Here is an 18,319-nt window from a genome sequence, read left to right on the forward strand (position 1 = left end):
TCGAACGAACCATTCATGATAGCTATTATAAATAGGCTCATTCTCTCCAGCCTATCCTGCTAAAATATGATAAGCATTTGACTTTTTCAGGATAGCATACCTCAAGGAGCGAAGGAAATCTACTTTATGCTGAAAACTTTGTATTTTTTGGTGTGTAGCCTCCGGTAGTCAATCTCCTACGGTTACGGCGTCCTCCCCATACACTGCCGATTCCAAGCAGGAATGTAGGAATTCCGGCAGCAACGATAACAAGCGCCCACTCTCTTAGATCAAGCGGTACAGTTTTGAAGATCGGCTGCAGTTGAGGCGTGTACATTACGATAAGCATCAGAATGACAGATGACAGAACCGCAAGAACCAAATATTTATTCTGCAGCGGGTTCCGATGGAATATGGATCTTGAGCTTCGGCAGTCAAATACATGGATGAGCTGTGCCATGACAAGGGTTGCAAAAGCTACGGACTGGGCTTTAACAAGCTGTCCTTCACTATCGGGTGCGGCCTGTAACGTTAACCAGAATGCCCCCAGCGTACATAATCCGATCAGCACACCACGGCTAATAATCTTCCAGCCCAGTCTTCTTGCAAAAATGTTTTCTTTCGCAGAACGCGGTTTATGCTCCATTAGATCTTTCTCCGGCTGGTCGACTCCTAATGCCATTGCTGGCAGCCCGTCGGTCACAAGATTGACCCATAGAATCTGAATCGGCAACAGTGGCAGTGGTAGACCTGCCATCATGGCGAAGAACATCGTCAATATCTCTCCGACATTGGAAGCGAGCAAATAACGAATAAATTTTCTTATGTTCTCATATATATTTCGCCCTTCCTCAATAGCCGAAACAATGGTAGAGAAATTGTCATCACTTAGTATGAGAGCAGAGGCTTCCTTGGTTACATCCGTACCTGTGATCCCCATCGCAATCCCGATATCTGCGGCTTTGATCGCAGGCGCGTCATTAACACCATCTCCTGTCATCGCAACCACGTGCCCTTTGCGCTGAAGTGATTTTACGATCCTTAGCTTATGCTCCGGAGATACTCTTGCATAAACATAGGTCTGCTCGACTTCATTGTCCAGCTCCTCATCACTTAATGAAGCAAGATGCTGACCTGTCAGTACCTTACCATCCCGCGGCAATATGCCAAGCTGATGTGCAATCGCCTCCGCTGTCATGGAATGGTCACCCGTAATCATGACTGTCTTGATTCCGGCTCTTCTGCAGGTTGCAATCGCATCACGTACCTCCTTGCGTGGAGGATCAATCATCCCGGCTAGACCCACAAAGATCAGCTGACTTTCTGCTTTCTGTTCACTATCAACGTGTTCTTCCGGCTTCACTTCACGATAGGCCATGCCCAGCACTCTCAAAGCCGAGCTTGCCATTCTCTCTCCCGCTGCCGTAACCCTCTGTCTCAGCGTCCCTGTAAATGGCACTACCTTGCCTTCCCACATGATGTAGGTGCATTCCTGGATTAATACGTCCGGCGCACCTTTAGTAAAGATCAGTCTTCCGCCTTGATGCTTCATCATGACGGACATCAGCTTCCGCTCCGAGTCGAATGGAAACTCCTGCACACGCTCATATAAGCCAGACAGGCTTTGCGGTGATACACCGGCTTTGGAGGCAAGCGTAACCAGGGCTCCTTCTGTTGGATCCCCCTTCAGTCTCCACTCCGTCTCCTCCAGCAGCTTTTTGCCGTTTCGCATATCTCCGGCCGGAACCTCTTCGATCTGCGCATTGTTGCAAAGTGCACTAATCTGGAACAGTCTGCGAAGAGATTGATCACTCTTCAAGTCCACGATTTGGTCTTGATACGTAATTTCTCCGGAAGGACTGTATCCTTCCCCGGACACCTTCAGATGACGTCCGCCCTGCCATACATCCGTTACCGTCATTTTGTTCTGCGTCAGTGTTCCCGTCTTATCCGAGCAAATGACCGAGGCCGAGCCCAGTGTTTCAACCGAAGGAAGCTTGCGGACAATGGCCTTCCGTTTGATCATACGCTGTACACCAAGCGCAAGCGCAATCGTTACAATCGCAGGCAGACCTTCAGGGATTGCGGCTACAGCAAGGCTCACACCTGCCAGGAACATCCCTACTGCCGGTTGTCCATGCAGAATACCTGCCACAACAACCAGAACGGTAAGTACGAGGGCAACGACGATTAATATTTTGCCTAGCTGCTCAAGTCTGCGCTGCAAAGGTGTCTCCTGCGCTTCGGTATTCTGGATCAGATCAGCGATTTTGCCCATTTCGGTATCCATACCGGTGCGAATTACGATCCCCTTCGCTGTTCCTCTGGTCACCATCGTGCCCATGAAACCGATATTCTTCTGATCACCGAGCGGAATTTCCTCTTGCTGAATGATTCTGCTATGCTTGCTAACCGGCACAGATTCTCCCGTGAGCGCAGATTCTTCAACATCACAGTTGCTGGCTGCAACAAAGCGAATATCGGCAGGAACGCGATCCCCGCTCTCCAGCATGACAATATCTCCCTGGACCAAGTTTTTGGCCGGTATTTGCATTACCTTACCGTTCCGCAGCACCTTAGAAGTCGGCGCAGACAATTTCTTGAGCGCGCTGAGCGATCGTTCGGCACGAAACTCCTGTACAAACCCAAGGATTCCATTCAGCAGAATAATCGCGATAATGGTGATAGCATCCAGATATTCGCCAAGCAGCCCGGATACTAGTGTGGCACCAACCAGAACAAGCACCATAAAATCCTTGAATTGATTCAGGAAAAGGGTGATCGGTGAGATCCCTTTCCCTTCGGACAGCTCGTTAGCTCCTGATTTTTGTTGCCTCTCTTCCGCTTCGGCTTCTGTCAGACCTATCTGCGGGTCAACATTCAGGCTGGCCCCAAGATCCTCTATACTCATCTGATGCCAATTCTTATGCTCCATCACGTACAGTTTCCCCTCCCGGTCTTTAGTCCTGTGCCTGTCCAGTGTCATGACTTGCCCGAATCAAAATAGGATTCATATCCTTCAATAAGCAGCGCCAATCTTGCCGGACAAACTTCTAACATTACTGTATTCGGACAAGGACTGAATTATCACATCTAAAGAGCTCTTAAGTTTTTGTCAAAACTATGGCATGATAGTAAGAAGTGAATCTAACCGTTCACGGCCACGAACCAAAGCTTAAGATGGGAGAACACTAAACTTATGGCACTAGACGGAATCGTCGTCCGCGCTATTGTAGACGAACTGCAAGCCTGCGTTGGCGGACGCATCAATAAAATACATCAACCTAACACACATGATATCGTAATCAGCCTTCGAGCAGGCCGGGAGAATGCCAAGCTGCTGCTGTCAGCAAGCCCTACCTATCCCCGGGTTCATTTTACAGAGCAAACCTTCATTAATCCGACGGAAGCCCCCATGTTCTGTATGCTGCTTCGCAAACACTGTGAGAGCGGTATTATTGAGAAGATCAGTCAGGTCGGTATGGAAAGAATGATTCACATCGACGTAAGGCAGCGAGACGAGCTGGGGGATGTATCTGTAAAACGGATCATTATTGAGCTGATGGGACGGCACAGCAACATTATTTTGCTTGATCCTGCATCAGGCACCATGATGGATGGCATCCATCACGTCACTCCGGCGATTAGCAGTTATCGAGTGATCATGCCCGGATTTGCTTATACCGAGCCGCCTCAGCAGAACAAGCATCATCCTTTAACAGCCGGCTCAGCCGAGTTTGAAGCCTATACAGCCTATGAAGGGACAGCTGCCAAGTGGCTTGTCGATACCTTCAGTGGTATAAGTCCACTCATAGCCGAGGAGATCGTGTATCGAGCCCAGCTTAGCGGAGAGCCGAAGTCTGAGGCTCTGCCGAAGTTGATACAGGCCTTCAGTGAAGTGATGAGCCTTGTATCTTCGAACCAGTTCAGTCCTGTGATCGGTCAGAATACGAAGGGAAAAATGGTGTTCTCAGCCATTCCTCTTACACATCTGAACGAAGAGCTCACCTCATTCTCTTCAATCAGCAAGTGCATGGAGGCGTATTACGGCGAGAAGGCTGAGCGGGACGCGGTCAAACAGAAGGTGAGCGATCTGCTCCGCTTTTTGCAGAACGAGCGTAACAAAAATGTGAAGAAGCTGGACCACTTGCAGAAGGATCTTGCCGAAGCTGATGATGCAGATCAATATCGAATCTACGGTGAGCTTCTATTCGCATCGCTGTATGCTATTCAGAAGGGGGACAAGGAAGCTGTTCTTCCCAACTTTTATGATGAAGAGCAGAAGGAAGTGCGAATCCCGCTGGATCCGCTTCTTACACCTTCAGACAACGCACAGCGCTACTTCAAGAAGTACAACAAATATAAGAACAGCCTGCAGATCATCGAGGATCAGCTGAAAAAGACGCGTGAAGAGATTGATTATATGGACAATCTCCTTCAACAGCTGTCCATCGCCTCCATGAGCGATATCGAGGAAATTCGCGAGGAACTGGTGTCTCAGGGATATTTACGGGATCGCAGCAAAAAAGGCACTAAGAAAAAGAAGAAAAACCATTTGCCGACCCTGCATGTGTTCACATCATCAGAAGGCATTGAAATCTGTGTGGGCAAAAACAATCTGCAAAACGAATATTTAACTAACCGTCTTGCAAGCTCAGGAGATACCTGGCTGCATACGAAGGATATTCCCGGCTCGCATGTTGTGATCCGGGCGAGTTCTTTTGGTGAAGAGACGCTTGAAGAAGCTGCACAGCTGGCTGCATATTACAGCCAAGCCAAGGAATCGAGCAGTGTTCCCGTAGACTACACCCTGGTCAGACACGTGAAGAAACCGAACGGTGCAAAGCCCGGTTTTGTTATTTACGATAATCAGAAGACATTATTTGTTACGCCGGATGAGGCGCGAATCAAACAGCTGCCGAGCACGATCAAGAACGGATCCTGACTTAGAGCAGATCATTTGAAGACGTAAAGATAGACAAAACACCTTCAGAAAATGCAGCCATTTCACGAGAATGGCGACACTACTGAAGGTGTTTTTTAGATTAGGGATGTTTCAGACTGCTTCAGGTATTTGATGCTTCAGTTTCACGTTACGCTGCAGCTTACTTTCCGTTTAACTCTTCCAGAACTTCTGCAGCCACGGTTACGCTTCCCAGATCCCCGTGGAAGACGACACCCTGTCTCTCCCCGTGAAAATCGGATCCGCCTGTCATGACAAGACTATATTTCTCGGCCATCGCCCTATACCGCGCTTCTTCCTCCAGGCCATGATCGGAGTGGTAGACCTCAATGCCCTCGGGCTTACCCTGCTCAATAATTTCCTGTACTAGCTCATCATCCCCGTACAATCCAGGATGAGCCAGAACAGGCTTACCGCCAGCCTCTCTAATCCATTCCATCGCCTCAGCCGGTGATACACGCGGAACACTGACAAATCCCGGCTTCCCTTCAGCCAGATACCGATCAAATGCTTCGCGCATGTTCTTAACATAACCTTTGTGAACAAGTGCATCGGCAATGTGCGGACGTCCAATCGTCTCATCCTTGTCCAAAGGTCTGTTCATGACACGGATTACGTCATCCATCGTCACTGACAGCCCAAGCTCCTGCAGCTTCTCCAGAATACGTGTATTCCGCTCTTCCCGGGTGCGTCGGAGTGATTCGAGCCGCTCTAGAAATTTAGTGTTGTGTATATCAACAAAATAGCCAAGCACGTGAATATCCTTACCTCCGGCCCGGGTGCTGATCTCAACACCTGGAACGACCTGAATGCCGTATTGTTCTCCCGCTCTGATGGCTTCCTCTACACCGGAGACGGTATCGTGATCCGTAATCGCCACTGCTGCAAGACCTCTAGCTGATGCAAGCCGGACATTTTCTGTTGGAGACTGCATGCCGTCTGATGCCAGCGTATGCGTATGCAAATCACAGCGATTTGTTCCGTGCTCCATAGACATGTTCAGACTACTCCTTTCGTCATTCGCTCGTCAGAGTCATTTTAATCATCGCTTTCGTCTAATGACTGCGCATGCTTCTTCAAGTAATTCAAGAAGGTTACCGCTGAAATAGGCAGCATGGAGGATTTAGAATACACCTCGTAAAATTCCCGTTTGAACTCAATATCCTTCAGCTCCAGTATCTTTAAGAGACCGAGTGTCACTTCATGCTTCACTGAAGAAGGCGATATAATCGTAATTCCTACACCGGCCTCGACAGCGGATTTAATAGCTCCGGTGCTGCCCAGCTCCATCACCGTGTTCAGCTTTGATGGATCAACCCCGTGCTCACGGATTGCATCCTCCATCACTTGCCTTGTTCCCGATCCCTTCTCACGCACAATAAATGGATACTCAAGCAGATCATGCAGCCCGATCTCTTCCTTATACGTCAGCGGGTGATTGCCTGGAACGATCAGTTTCAGCTCATCACGCATTGCAGGCTGAACGATTAAATCCGGGTGCGAGAGCGGCGCCTCAATCATTCCAAAATTCAGCTGATGCTTCATAATTCCATCAATGATTTGAGTCGTGTTCATCACATTCATGACAATGGATATATCAGGATGCTTCTTGCCGAAGGGGCCAAGCAGGCGAGGCAGGACATATTCACCAATTGTCAGGCTGGCGCCAATCAGCAGCCTGCCCTGAAGCTTGTCCGTAAAGGAAGACATCGCTTCATCCGTTTCACGAAACAGCTCCATGCTGCGCAAGGCATAAGGGAGCAATGCTTCTCCAGCCTCCGATAACTCGATCTTCTTCGTTGAACGATGAATCAGCTTCGTGCCGAAGTAATCCTCCAGTGATTGAATCTGCATCGTAACTGCTGGTTGTGTCATATGTAAAGCCTGAGCTGCTGCAGAGAAGCTCCCTTTGTCCGCAACGGTATAAAAAATGTGTAGCTGGTGAAAGTTCATCTTGATCTACTCCCCCTTAAACTTTTCTTATTGTAACCGATCCACAAAAAAAAGTGTGCATATATGCACACTTTTCGATCAAAGCGATTACTCCACTACGAAGCTATTCTGTTAAACAAAGCTAGCTAGGCTTCGTACTACTTTCTCTTACGGCTGTTCTTCACCAGCGTCATTCGTCTAGAATGCCGCAGCCAGGAATAGTAAGTCTTCAAGTCACGCAGTTCAATCGTCTCTGACATCCGTCCAAGGAAAGTGACAATGATCATTTTGTGAAGCGGATTCCCTGTAATATCATATTCACCAGGCAACTCAGAGAATTCAGCAACCACGACTAGATCACCATCAATGAGATAAACATCTTGCTCATTCCGATAGTAGGGTGAAATCCTGTTCTGCTTGAGGCACTCCCAGAGCCATGCTGCGATGTTCTCAATATCGTTATTATCCTGTCTTACTCGGTCCGCATATCTTAGCTTAGCATGGTTCGTAATGACAACATCAGCTACTCTCTTATCACCTAGAGCCACATAAAAAGGTTCGTAAGTGCTCCAGCGCTGCATCAACTTGTCTCGCATGGGATATCACTCTCCACAAGATAGGTCTTTCTATCTACATATTTAACCAATATATTACAACATAAGTCCCGATAGCTCAAGGTAAAATTGCTTCTTGTGATAAGAAATTTGAGTTGTTAGTATGTCAATCAAAAAAATCATCCGACGGCAGCCCTATCTGATCGCTTGATTAATTCAAAAATATGAAAATAAAGAGCGGCCTATGGGCCGCTCCTCCGGATTGTATATGAAATTCCTTCCCGATGTATTTACACCAGGTTAAATCCCGCCGTAAAAGCTGGTTTTGTCCGGAATGTCCTTACTGTACTCCGTTTTAATCTCATTTCGATATGAACGTTCAATCTTGCGAACATAGGATAGTCTTTTGACATTCTTCATTGTATCCTCTGCGCGCTCTGCGTTCACATACATTACGACGTAATGCATTCTTCTTGAGATATAATGTACTGTGCCATACTTTTCCAGATTGCGAGCAGCTTTTAGATCACTGACCCATATGATATATCCTGTTCGCTGTGCAAACATACGAAATTCACCTCTTCTTCAGATTTTGCTATATCTGTCTATTGCAAAATCCTCCTTGTACCGGCATCGGCATTCATGAAGAATAAATCAGCCGCCGCAACCGCAGCTTCCGCCCCCGCCGCAGCCGCCTTTTGGTGAAGGATCGTTGCTAGGAACTTTAATGGAACTAGAAACGGAAAAAGCGATCGTCTCAGACATCTGATGCAGCATATCGTCTAACTGTGCCTCAGCTTCCTTAAAACGTCTAACTTCTTCATAAGTTTCAAGCTGATCCTCTACAGCCTTAACTTCGTCTTTGGCACTATGATAATTGGGGTGGAAATGCCCAAAGCGCTCCGTTTCCGCAAATAGCTCCTTTTTGTCCGAAAGACGTCGGACCCATACTTGAATTTCCGGATTCTGCTGAACCCGCTCTTTCCAATATAAATAATCTGTTACTAACGTAGATTGGTTAATCATATCGCCTAGTTCATAGGCGTATGACAGCACTTGGGCCATATCAACCGTATTTAGCTCAGATACGCTCATGAAAATTCATCCCGATCTATATCAAAGTTCCATTTCTTTTCGGAAAAGGACTATATCTATCATAACATATCAGCCTATACATAAGAAGAGTTTTTGTCTCTATCTTGCTGGCTAATTAACTTATTTTGGTAAAATAAGGGACATTTTTGTCCATTCTGAAGGTACAAGTGTACTCTTCTCGACTACGTTTATCACTCTATCCGGTGCAAAATAGCCGTTTACTGACCAAGGCTCGCCTCTGCCAATCGACTCCGGGATAAATTCTCTACGTATTCCTGCACATTCGATGCCGAGCCGAATCCGCCAGGAAATAGCCTGCTGAACCATTTGTTTAGCTGTTGAAGGATGATATTCCCGCCATTCCTCATACCAGGACTTCGGTATCGATCTGAAATCAGGCATCAGATTAGAAATGTCGGGTGTATCTTCTACCTTTTCGTAATAGTGCAGATTGTTTCCGGTATATACGAAGCCTTGTCTTCCTGTTTCTGCACAGAACCTCACAGCGAGCTCCGCCTGCTCCTTCGTCAGCGGATAGACCCGGGTATCAGGACTAAGACCTTTAATGCCCTTTGCAGGAGAGAGGCCCATCGCAGTCAGTTGTTTCTGTATTTCATTCAGCTTGTCCTTGTTTACAATGAAATGGTTCGGGCCAATTCGCTCTACATCTGAGCGCCATACCGAATAAGACGGATGAGCCTCAATCGCATCCGCATCCTTCAGATTGGCGCATCTTAGCAGAATAACCGCTTCGAAAGTCGTCTTCCCGAGCTCAGCTCCCCATTGCTCCAGTGTTAACCGGACTTGATCGGGTACGCCGGTCTCGCTGTATTGCTCAAGCCACTCCATTACCGTATCCGGCTCGAGTCCATGCTCAGCCGCAAGATGAAGCCGCTCCTTGGTCAACTTGTATATCGTCATTCGATCCCTAGCCTTCAGCTCTGCACAGCCCTCCAATATCCATGTCAGACGTTTGGAAGCGCTCTGCGGCACCATGATTTCAAAGTCAGGCTGCACGAAGATCCCTGAATAACGATCCTCAGATCGAACCTCATCTCGATCCTCGGCCCGATCCGCATCATCATCAACAGGCTCCTCAAATCGAAAATAATAAGTCCCGTCCGTAGAGGAGCCTAATTCTCCATAGCCAAAGGCAGCCAGGAGACGTACCCAGCCTGTGGCAGCATCAGCAAGCTCGGTAGTTGTCATCTGCCTTGCAAATCCATTATCCACTAAGCATGTGCAGAGCATGTCCAGACTGAGCCATGACAGTCCAGCATCTCTTCTTCCACAGCAGGTCAGCAGACTGCGAAAATGCCGGGCCCCCGGTATCGGTGATCCATACCTCTCTACCGCAATATGATAAATGTTCTGCCTCATCTGCTCATTTGACAGGTCCAGCCAGCTGTTTAATACATCCTCATCAATCGTGATCTGTCCTTCCTCTTTGCGTACCAGACCCAGACTAAACAGCAGATCCATGATGACTGCAATATGCACCGGATAAACATCCGGATGTGCGTAAGATAGAGCAAGCCCTTCGAAATCGGAAGACTGGAGAACGGTCATTTCCCCCAGCCTTCCCAGCGTCTTTTTATGTATCGTTCCTTTGGCAGTCAGAGGCATGCCATGAATCGCAATATAAGACAGGATATGAAGAACTTCCCCTGTAATATCTGATTTCGCTTCAAGAAGGACATGCTCCACCATGGAATCATGATCACCTGACAGAGGCAGCTTAGGCAGTATGATTCGTTCTGTCAGCCATACTAAATGCGCGGAAGGAATATAATAGATTTGTTCTCCCCACGTTTTCTTTACCGTCTTCAACAGTTGAAGACCTCTTAACCGAAGAACCGCAAGATCCAGCTCCAGCCCACTAAGCTGACCCGACAGCTCCTCCTGAAGGGAGTCAAGCTGCAGCGCCGAGCTGCCGAACAGCCGAAAGGCTGTGAAATACAGCAGCCTCTCTTGCTGATTTAATTGCTCCATACTTTTCTCGAATGCCATTTGTTCTGGGTTAGCCATTTTATAGCGTGGCCTCCTTCTCAGCGGCTACATGATATTCATACCCCTGCTCAATAAGAAACATTTGTCTCTTTAACGCAAAATCCTGTTCTCTTGAATCCTTGGATACCAAGGTATAGAAATAAGCTTTATTAGCCCCTTCCTTGGGACGCAAAATTCTCCCAAGACGCTGTGCTTCTTCCTGTCTTGAGCCATAGCTTCCCGATACCTCAATCGCAAGCGCAGCATCAGGCAGATCGACAGCAAAGTTAGCGACCTTTGAGACAATCAGCGTAGTAATCTTTTTCTTGCGAAAATCGGCAAACAGGCGGTTTCTTTCCTGCTGAGAGGTTGCACCTGTTATAATCGGCACCTGTAATTCTTCAGCAAGCAGCTTCAGCTGGCCTACGTATTGACCAATAATGAGTGCCGGCAGATCCGGATGACTGTCAAGCAATCGCTTCACTACTGGGAGCTTAGCAGGATTCTCAGAGGCCAGTCTAAATTTCTGCCTTGGTTCGGCATACAAGTATTTTTGCTTCAGCTCCTCCTCCATAGGTACACGAATCTCTCTGCAGTCCACCTCAGCAATCCAGCCTTGCAGCTCCAGCTCTTTCCAGGGCATGTCATAACGCTTTGGACCGATAAGTGAAAATACATCCTGCTCACAGCCGTCCTCCCGGACCAAAGTGGCCGTGAGACCAAGTCTTCTCGTAGCCTGGATGTCAGCTGTAGCCCGAAATACAGGGGCAGGAAGCAAATGCACCTCATCATATATGATGAGCCCCCAGCTGCGCTCTCCGAACAATTTCATATGTGTAAATTCATCATTTTGGTTTTTGCGATGAGTCATAATTTGATAGGTGGCCACAGTAACGGGTCTTACTTCCTTCGTCTGCCCGGAGTATTCGCCTACAGAGGCTTCCGGAATTGTCGTCTTCTCATTAATCTCCCTGATCCACTGCCTAACAGAGGTCGTGTTGGAGGTCAGAATGAGCACCTCACATTGCAATCGTTCCATCACAGCGATTCCAATAATCGTCTTGCCCGCGCCACAAGGGAGTACGAGTACACCACTTCCACCAAGTCCGTCTGATCCTTCAAAGGCGTTTGCCGCTTCCATCTGATAGTCCCGAAGTTGAAATTCCTGGGTCCCCTTGCCCTGCTCTATTGATTTCCACGAGAAGGCAAGTGGACTTCCATGCTTATACCCCGCCTGGTCCATAACAGGATATCCGATACGAATGAGCTGCTGTTTAATTAGCCCGCGATCCTTCGCAGGTATTAGAAGCTTCGTATCGGTTAATCGCTCAAAAGAATACGAGGATAGCGCCTTATGTGACTGAATTTGGTCAATCCATTTGGCCTCTTCGCTTACAAGAATGCATTCTCCAGTCTCATCATCCGATTGAAGCTTTAACTTCCCATACTTTTCTACAATTCCGCGAACATCCTGAATCAGTGACGCAGGAACATTCCACCTGGACACCATCACAAGGCTCTCTATAATATCGTCAGCACTGTACCCCATTGCAGCTGCACTCCACAGGGTGAGTGGGGTCATTTTATATGTATGAAAAGCAGGAGGACTCTTCACCAATTCCGCATAGGGTGCAATTTGTTCTCTAGCGGTCTCATAGCTTGGATGGCCTGTTTCAAGTAATATCGTAAAATCCCGCTGTACAATACACGCTTTGTCTGCGTTCATATTTCTTCTCCTTCCAAAGAAAGAAAAGTCCAATTTCGCATGGGCGAAAATGAACTTTTCTGGCACATTTCATGCAAGTGGATGCTGGATCAATGTAAATGCTCCGAAATTTGCGTCAATGCCTCCCCGGCATTATCAGCAAGCAGATGAGTGACCGCCAAATCACCCAAAGAGACGATACCTATCAGCTGATCCCCTTCGATGACGGGAATTCTGCGAATCTGGTATTTAGCCATCAGCTCAGCTGCTTCATCTGCTGTGGTATCCTTCGTCACGGTATGAACCTTCTTCGTCATGACCTCTTCAACACCGGTTGAACCTGAATGCTTGCCCGCATACCCTCTGAGCACAAGATCGCGGTCTGTTACGACACCCACCAGCTTAGAGCTGTTCTCCGTTTCTACAATCGGAATAAAGCCTGTATCCTGATCCTTCATCATCACGGCTATATCATAGATATGTTTATCTGCTGAAACCGTCGCTACACCGGTAGACATCACTTCAGAGACCATTTTTTTTGTCATCCGAAGACCTCCTAATCATGAAATTTAAGCCTTACATTTCATCATTAGGTTAACCCGAACTAGCTAAAGATATTATGAAATGGATTCAACTTATTAAACATTATGCATGCACGGTTGATGTAATATACTCCTCAGCATAGCTTTTTGTCATTTGTATGAATAATTGCATGGCATCGAGCATCGCCTGCTCGTCAAAATCAAACTTGGGATGATGATGCGGATAGATCGCTCCGGTATTATCGCTGCCTGCACCCACAAACATGAAGCAGCCTGGAACCTCCTGCAAATAATAAGCAAAATCCTCAGCCGGCATCAGTTTTGGCGTTACACGCACTCGCTCTGCACCAAATGCCTTCGTCGCTGTATCAAAAAAACGGGCCGCTTCCTTGTCATCATTAACGACAGGCGGGTATCCCATCACATAATTGATGTTGTAGGTGGCTCCATATGCAGAAGACACCTGCTTCGTAAGCTGATGAACACGATCTTTCATTATAGAACGCGTCTCGGCATCAAATGTGCGAACCGTACCGCTGATCGTAAAGTTCTCTGCAATTACATTTTGTGCAGAACCGCCTCTAATTGTCCCTATTGTTAGTACAGCAGGCTGAAGCGGATCCACCGAACGGCTGACAACACTTTGCATCTGGAGCACAAGTGAAGCCCCGGCTACAATGCTGTCAATACTGTTATGTGGCATCCCCCCATGTCCGCCTTTACCTGTTAGTTCTATATAAAAGTCGTCCGCAGCGGCCATCATCGCCCCAGGAGTGCTGGCATATGTGCCGAGCGGAATGGGTGTCCATAAATGAATACCGTAAATAACATCGACATCCGCTAATGCCCCGTCTGCTATCACTTTTGCTGCTCCTCCAGGAAGAAGCTCCTCGGCAGGCTGGAACAGAAACCGCACCTCACCAATGAAATCCTCTATATGTTCGCTCATATATGCCGCAGTACCCAGCAGGGTTGCCATATGTCCATCATGTCCGCAGGCATGCATTGCTCCGTCCACTTGAGACTTATAAGCGGTCTCCTTCTCATCCTGAATAGGGAGTGCATCCATATCTGCTCGAAGCATAACGACAGGCCCAGGTACGCTCGTTTGCAGGATGCCGATCACACCATGTCCACCTACATTTTTTATAACCTTCAGACCAAAGGATTCAAGCTGCTCGGCAATAAACCTGGATGTATTCACTTCATGAAAGGAAAGCTCTGGATTCTGGTGAAGATAACGTCTCCACACAATCATTTGGTCAAGCCACTCATCTAAACTGCGCTCTCTCATAAAACGCCCTCCACCCCTTCTAATGTTTTCCTATCATTGTATCAGAAATTATGCTTAAACGATATGAAATGGCAGGTTATGGAAAGCTTGCACATGCTGAGGAAACATACTATCATGATATTTGTGAACACAAAGGAGCATTGTATAAGGAGGGTTCATCTTCTATGATATTTGAGAACACGGGCTTGGACGGTCTCAGAAGCGATCTTGCATACTTAGATGAAAGCGCGGAAAAGGCCGGCTTTGTTCGTTGGCAATGGGAATACTACCGCGCTACATACGACTACAAAATCGAAGACAGCAAATCAAAAAATGAATATTTCTTACGAATCAATACGCGTGTAATCGAGGGCAAGCTAGAGAAACCTGACACTATTTTATCTGTAGAAGCTGTATATATCGGAAGAGCAACTTTTCCTCACGGACTGGAGTACGAAAGTGAAATTCCTGCTCCAGTGATGAGCCTTGCTAACGAGAAGATTAAGCAGCTCAAGGAATTGCTTGAAGCGTAATCAGGAACAGCCTATGAAGACAAAAGAAACAAGGCGTGTGCGAAGAGGTATGCCTGATTTTCAGTTACTCATCCTCACCTTGTTATTAGTAGGCTTTGGATTGATCATGGTTTACAGCTCGAGCGCAAGCATAGCCCTCGTCTCAGAAGATTACAACAATGATGCTCTTTATTTCACCAAGCGACAAGTGGTCTTTGCGATCCTCGGAGTTATTGGCATGTTTGTTGCCATGAACATTCCTTTTGCAAAGTACAAGCAATTATATATACCATTGTTTCTCCTAACTGTCATATTACTGTTAGCTGTGTTAGTTGTAGGTGCGGAAATTAACAACGCGAAGAGCTGGTTCTCTCTAGGGCCAATTAATCTTCAGCCTTCTGAAATTGCCAAGATTTCTCTCATTCTGTATTTATCCGCGCTGATTACCAAGAAGGGCGAACGGTTCCGTGATTTACGAACCGGCTATATTCCAGTCATGATTATTGTCGGCTTTGTCGCCGGACTGATCATGCTGCAGCCTGACTTTGGTACAACCTTCATTCTAGTCGCTACCTGCGGCCTTATTATCTATGCAGGCGGCGCCAGTATGAAGCATATTATGGGTTCAATTGGACTCTTAGTTGTCGGAGCAGGCATTGTCATCGGAGCAAAATATATCATCGACTTAATGACAGGCAATGCATCCGGTAATTTCGGCGGTTACCAGCTTGCCCGGTTCACGTCATTTCTCAATCCGTTATCTGACCCTACCAATTCATCCTATAACCTGCTGCATTCCTTAACCGCAATTGGACAAGGCGGGCTGTTCGGTGCTGGCATTGGGCAAGGCGTGATTAAGCTGCACTATTTACCTAACGCTTTTAACGATTTCATTTTTGCCGTTATCGGTGAGGAATTAGGTCTAGTGGGAACAATCCTGTTCCTTGGGGTTTATATTTATTTTATCTGGCGCGGCTTCATTATTGCACTGCGCTGTAAGGACTCCTTCGGTACTCTAGTGGGCGTCGGCATCATGGGACTGATCGCAATCCAGGCTTTTATTAATATCGGCGGCGTAACACAGACTATCCCTGTAACTGGAGTCACCCTTCCATTTATCAGTTATGGAGGTACGTCTCTGCTGATTACGATGGCCAGCATTGGTATTATGCTCAGTATCTCCCGAGAGAATAGTCTTGATCAGCCCCAGGAAAGAGTCAAGTCTGTTCGCACCATAACAGAGGAGCAGCGCACCTCGCCTGCTCTCGTTAATCGCAAAACCCAGAAGAGAACAACTTCGAAATAAGTGTTGTAATAACGACAAAAGGACAGTTTGGTCATTTGACCAAACCGTCCTTTTTTTGTCATTATCCGATTCCATTGCACAAGACCAGTAATCTGCCGTTTCATTACCTGTAACAGACTTACTGCTCATCTCCCTTGAATGACACGCCTTCAACTTTCACATTCACTTCAACTACCCGCAGTCCTGTCATACTCTCTACGGCTACACGTACATTCTGTTGAAGCATCCGGGACACCTCGTGAATTGGTGTTTCATACAAGACGATAATTCTTAGATCAATTGCCGCCTCTGTGGATCCAACCTCCACGGTTACGCCCTTCTGTACATTCTTACCGCTGAGGCGCTTGGCCCAGCCTTCGGACAACCCTCCGGACATTGCTGCAATTCCCGGAGTTTCGAGTGCCGCAAGACCAGCAATTTTAGCTACAACATCATTAGATATACGAATGTTGCCTGTTTCGATTTCGAGCTGCTCTGCCATGCCGAATCCTCCTTTGGCTTCATTACCCATATTTTAAAGCCTTTCACCCCTAAAAAGCAAATCTATATATCTCATCACTTACATAGCAAAGCCTGCTCATATTTTAGTTGAATGAGGGGATATTATAACAAGTATGTTTCTGTTCTATCAGGGGGCGATCTTTATGAACAAATTGACTTCAATCCTGCTCATCCTTACCTTCTGTTTAAGCGCTGCAGCACATTTTCTGCACCTTGATCCGCTTATACAGTTTATCCTATCTTCGATTGCCGTCATCTTCGTAGCTGCTTTTTTAGGAAAAGCAACCGAAAGCGTGGCGCACTATGCAGGGGAGCGGCTTGGCGGATTTCTCAATGCAACATTCGGAAATGCTGCAGAGCTCATCATTGCGATTTTCCTCGTGCGGGAAGGTCTATATGATATGGTAAAAGCAAGCTTGACCGGCTCTATCATCGGGAATCTTCTGCTCGTGCTTGGACTCAGCATATTCCTTGGGGGGTTGAAATACAAAACACAGAGCTTTAATGAATCGCTCGCCGGGATGAACGGCTCTCTCATGACCGTTGCCGTTATCGCCTTATTCGTCCCTGCCGTCTTTCTTAACACCCATACAATTACAGAAAATCAGACGAAAACTTTAAGCTTGCTCGTGGCCGGCATCCTGATTGTGTCCTATCTGGCCTGGATTCTGTTCTCCATGATCACTCATAAGGACCTTCTGACGGATTACTCGGACGGTGCTGAGCTCGATCATGGTGAAAAGCCCAAATGGTCCAAGAAAGGTTCGATTATCTATCTTATTGCTGCTACCGTAATGGTTGCCTTTGTCAGTGAATGGCTTGTCGGAACGCTGGAGTCGCTTACGACTCAATTCGGTTTCAGTGAAGTATTCGTAGGAGCCTTTCTTGTCGCCATTATCGGAAATGCCGCCGAGCATAGTGCTGCTGTCCTGCTTGCCATGAAGAACAAAATAGGCGCAGCTGTAGAAATTGCCGTTGGCAGCAGCCTGCAGATCGCCTTGTTCGTTGCTCCCATTCTCGTATTTGTGAGCTTCTTCTCCGGTAATACAATGGATATCGTTTTCACCACTATTGAACTTGCTGCCATTGCAGTTGCCGTGTTCATATCCAAATCCATCACGCAGGACGGTTCCACGAACTGGTATGAGGGACTGCTTCTCATGGCGGTATATTGTATTCTCGGCGTCTCCTTTTTTCTTATCTGAGCGCTTCAGTCAGTCAAAAAACATACGAAAAAAGCATGCATCTCTCCATGCATGCTTCTATAAATGACCTTGCGCTTACTCCAGATTCCCTTTATTATTCAGCGCTTCATAGAGAACGGCTAAATTACGTTCAAGGTTATTCACCAGCTGCTTGCCTGTTTCCGCTGGAAGAAGTCCTGCACGAACAGCAAAATCAACTTCTTTGGAGAAACCAAATACTTGAGTATCTAATACTTCCTCATAGAGAGGGCAGTAACGTGTTGCCAGGTTCTCCATCTGTACTTGAATAAGCTTTTTTATTTTATCTGCATCTTCTTCAAGAAGACTCATCGCTTTGGAATTCAGTTGTTCTTGCAGATTTGATGAAGTCATGCACTCTTCCCCCCTATGTCCAGAATCTTGTACGACAATATATCATTAATATTAGACGAAAACCACGCTCAAGACAAGAACCTGCTAAAAAAAGCACCTTTACCATCAAGGTAAAGGTGCTTTCAATCGCTGCATAAGCTGTTATTCGGCTGCTATTACCACCGTCAAACCATGCTTAGCAAAGACTTCAGAGATTTCACGTTTCGCTTCATCGGCATCCGGTCCATGAACATGAAGTTCATACGTTTTATTGCCTACTAACGTAGTAAATAATCCAAGAATGCTTTTTACATCAATGTACTTGCTGTCTGAGTGAAGTACGATAGAAGAAGTGAACTTACTCGCAGTTTGAGCAATTTCTACAACCGCTGCATTGTTACTCGACATAGGA

General features: G+C 46.9%; 17 protein-coding genes. 4 read left to right on the forward strand and 13 right to left on the reverse strand.

What is annotated here, in order from left to right:
• Window positions 1-124: 124 nt before the first annotated feature.
• Complete coding sequence (locus tag BK126_RS13860; protein ID WP_076313534.1) at window positions 125-2,914, reverse strand: calcium-translocating P-type ATPase, SERCA-type; 2,790 nt, start codon at window positions 2,912-2,914, stop codon at window positions 125-127.
• Window positions 2,915-3,178: 264 nt separating this feature from the next.
• On the opposite strand from BK126_RS13860, the gene BK126_RS13865 reads away from it, so the two are divergent.
• Window positions 3,179-4,924: an Rqc2 family fibronectin-binding protein gene (locus BK126_RS13865; RefSeq protein ID WP_076313163.1), complete on the forward strand. Its 1,746-nt coding sequence runs from the start codon at window positions 3,179-3,181 to the stop codon at window positions 4,922-4,924.
• A gap of 160 nt (window positions 4,925-5,084) precedes the next feature.
• Here BK126_RS13865 and BK126_RS13870 read toward each other — a convergent pair whose 3' ends face one another.
• The 9 genes from BK126_RS13870 to BK126_RS13910 form a co-directional block, all read right to left on the reverse strand.
• Entirely contained in the window at window positions 5,085-5,939 is an 855-nt protein-coding gene (locus BK126_RS13870) for a PHP domain-containing protein (protein WP_076313164.1), read from the reverse strand.
• Between the two features lie 41 nt (window positions 5,940-5,980).
• Window positions 5,981-6,895, reverse strand: coding sequence for a selenium metabolism-associated LysR family transcriptional regulator (locus BK126_RS13875; RefSeq protein WP_076313165.1), 915 nt, complete (start codon window positions 6,893-6,895; stop codon window positions 5,981-5,983).
• 137 nt (window positions 6,896-7,032) lie between these two features.
• Complete coding sequence (locus BK126_RS13880) at window positions 7,033-7,470, reverse strand: hypothetical protein (protein WP_047910946.1); 438 nt, start codon at window positions 7,468-7,470, stop codon at window positions 7,033-7,035.
• Between the two features lie 258 nt (window positions 7,471-7,728).
• The gene (locus BK126_RS13885) at window positions 7,729-7,995 is read right to left on the reverse strand and encodes a YlbG family protein (protein ID WP_047910945.1); all 267 of its coding nucleotides are present in this window, start codon (window positions 7,993-7,995) and stop codon (window positions 7,729-7,731) included.
• An 87-nt stretch (window positions 7,996-8,082) separates the two neighbouring features.
• Entirely contained in the window at window positions 8,083-8,523 is a 441-nt protein-coding gene (locus tag BK126_RS13890; RefSeq protein ID WP_076313166.1) for a YlbF/YmcA family competence regulator, read from the reverse strand.
• Window positions 8,524-8,643: 120 nt separating this feature from the next.
• On the reverse strand, window positions 8,644-10,551 hold the full coding sequence (locus BK126_RS13895) for a helicase-associated domain-containing protein (RefSeq protein ID WP_076313167.1): 1,908 nt from the start codon (window positions 10,549-10,551) through the stop codon (window positions 8,644-8,646).
• A 1-nt stretch (window position 10,552) separates the two neighbouring features.
• Window positions 10,553-12,238 (reverse strand): DNA repair helicase XPB, encoded by a 1,686-nt coding sequence (locus tag BK126_RS13900; RefSeq protein ID WP_076313168.1) that lies wholly within the window; start codon window positions 12,236-12,238, stop codon window positions 10,553-10,555.
• Between the two features lie 89 nt (window positions 12,239-12,327).
• Entirely contained in the window at window positions 12,328-12,762 is a 435-nt protein-coding gene (locus tag BK126_RS13905; protein ID WP_076313169.1) for a CBS domain-containing protein, read from the reverse strand.
• A gap of 100 nt (window positions 12,763-12,862) precedes the next feature.
• Complete coding sequence (locus BK126_RS13910; protein WP_076313170.1) at window positions 12,863-14,053, reverse strand: M20 metallopeptidase family protein; 1,191 nt, start codon at window positions 14,051-14,053, stop codon at window positions 12,863-12,865.
• A 164-nt stretch (window positions 14,054-14,217) separates the two neighbouring features.
• Here BK126_RS13910 and BK126_RS13915 point away from each other — a divergent pair, with 164 nt between their 5' ends.
• Window positions 14,218-14,565 carry a YugN family protein gene (locus tag BK126_RS13915; protein ID WP_076313171.1) on the forward strand — a complete coding sequence of 116 codons (348 nt, stop codon included), beginning with the start codon at window positions 14,218-14,220 and terminating at the stop codon, window positions 14,563-14,565.
• Between the two features lie 13 nt (window positions 14,566-14,578).
• Window positions 14,579-15,850: a putative lipid II flippase FtsW gene (gene ftsW / locus BK126_RS13920; RefSeq protein WP_076313535.1), complete on the forward strand. Its 1,272-nt coding sequence runs from the start codon at window positions 14,579-14,581 to the stop codon at window positions 15,848-15,850.
• A gap of 118 nt (window positions 15,851-15,968) precedes the next feature.
• On the opposite strand, the gene BK126_RS13925 is transcribed toward ftsW, so the two are convergent.
• On the reverse strand, window positions 15,969-16,331 hold the full coding sequence (locus BK126_RS13925; protein ID WP_047910938.1) for an Asp23/Gls24 family envelope stress response protein: 363 nt from the start codon (window positions 16,329-16,331) through the stop codon (window positions 15,969-15,971).
• A 163-nt stretch (window positions 16,332-16,494) separates the two neighbouring features.
• Between BK126_RS13925 and cax the strand changes: the two genes are divergently transcribed.
• Window positions 16,495-17,556: a calcium/proton exchanger gene (gene cax / locus BK126_RS13930; RefSeq protein ID WP_076313172.1), complete on the forward strand. Its 1,062-nt coding sequence runs from the start codon at window positions 16,495-16,497 to the stop codon at window positions 17,554-17,556.
• 75 nt (window positions 17,557-17,631) lie between these two features.
• Here cax and BK126_RS13935 read toward each other — a convergent pair whose 3' ends face one another.
• Together BK126_RS13935 and BK126_RS13940 are read right to left on the reverse strand one after the other, a co-directional pair.
• Window positions 17,632-17,928: an Fpa/YlaN family protein gene (locus tag BK126_RS13935; RefSeq protein WP_047910937.1), complete on the reverse strand. Its 297-nt coding sequence runs from the start codon at window positions 17,926-17,928 to the stop codon at window positions 17,632-17,634.
• Between the two features lie 141 nt (window positions 17,929-18,069).
• A complete protein-coding gene (locus BK126_RS13940; RefSeq protein ID WP_047910936.1) occupies window positions 18,070-18,315 on the reverse strand; it encodes an HPr family phosphocarrier protein in 246 nt (81 codons plus the stop codon).
• Between the last annotated feature and the right edge of the window lie 4 nt (window positions 18,316-18,319).

The sequence above is a fragment of the Paenibacillus sp. FSL H7-0326 genome (genome assembly GCF_001955535.1).
In the GTDB taxonomy this organism is placed as follows: Bacteria; Bacillota; Bacilli; order Paenibacillales; family Paenibacillaceae; genus Paenibacillus; species Paenibacillus shunpengii.

What these genes read in the sequence shown, in the direction of transcription:
- BK126_RS13860 (WP_076313534.1), bottom strand. Translation starts at nt 2,914, where the DNA reads ATGGAGCATAAGAATTGGCATCAGATGAGTATAGAGGATCTTGGGGCC.
- BK126_RS13875 (WP_076313165.1), bottom strand. Translation starts at nt 6,895, where the DNA reads ATGAACTTTCACCAGCTACACATTTTTTATACCGTTGCGGACAAAGGG.
- BK126_RS13885 (WP_047910945.1), bottom strand. Translation starts at nt 7,995, where the DNA reads ATGTTTGCACAGCGAACAGGATATATCATATGGGTCAGTGATCTAAAA.
- BK126_RS13935 (WP_047910937.1), bottom strand. Translation starts at nt 17,928, where the DNA reads ATGACTTCATCAAATCTGCAAGAACAACTGAATTCCAAAGCGATGAGT.
- BK126_RS13940 (WP_047910936.1), bottom strand. Translation starts at nt 18,315, where the DNA reads ATGTCGAGTAACAATGCAGCGGTTGTAGAAATTGCTCAAACTGCGAGT.
- BK126_RS13900 (WP_076313168.1), bottom strand. Translation starts at nt 12,238, where the DNA reads ATGAACGCAGACAAAGCGTGTATTGTACAGCGGGATTTTACGATATTA.
- BK126_RS13870 (WP_076313164.1), bottom strand. Translation starts at nt 5,939, where the DNA reads ATGTCTATGGAGCACGGAACAAATCGCTGTGATTTGCATACGCATACG.
- BK126_RS13925 (WP_047910938.1), bottom strand. Translation starts at nt 16,331, where the DNA reads ATGGCAGAGCAGCTCGAAATCGAAACAGGCAACATTCGTATATCTAAT.
- cax (WP_076313172.1), top strand. Translation starts at nt 16,495, where the DNA reads ATGAACAAATTGACTTCAATCCTGCTCATCCTTACCTTCTGTTTAAGC.
- ftsW (WP_076313535.1), top strand. Translation starts at nt 14,579, where the DNA reads ATGAAGACAAAAGAAACAAGGCGTGTGCGAAGAGGTATGCCTGATTTT.
- BK126_RS13915 (WP_076313171.1), top strand. Translation starts at nt 14,218, where the DNA reads ATGATATTTGAGAACACGGGCTTGGACGGTCTCAGAAGCGATCTTGCA.
- BK126_RS13865 (WP_076313163.1), top strand. Translation starts at nt 3,179, where the DNA reads ATGGCACTAGACGGAATCGTCGTCCGCGCTATTGTAGACGAACTGCAA.
- BK126_RS13910 (WP_076313170.1), bottom strand. Translation starts at nt 14,053, where the DNA reads ATGAGAGAGCGCAGTTTAGATGAGTGGCTTGACCAAATGATTGTGTGG.
- BK126_RS13895 (WP_076313167.1), bottom strand. Translation starts at nt 10,551, where the DNA reads ATGGCTAACCCAGAACAAATGGCATTCGAGAAAAGTATGGAGCAATTA.
- BK126_RS13890 (WP_076313166.1), bottom strand. Translation starts at nt 8,523, where the DNA reads ATGAGCGTATCTGAGCTAAATACGGTTGATATGGCCCAAGTGCTGTCA.
- BK126_RS13905 (WP_076313169.1), bottom strand. Translation starts at nt 12,762, where the DNA reads ATGACAAAAAAAATGGTCTCTGAAGTGATGTCTACCGGTGTAGCGACG.
- BK126_RS13880 (WP_047910946.1), bottom strand. Translation starts at nt 7,470, where the DNA reads ATGCGAGACAAGTTGATGCAGCGCTGGAGCACTTACGAACCTTTTTAT.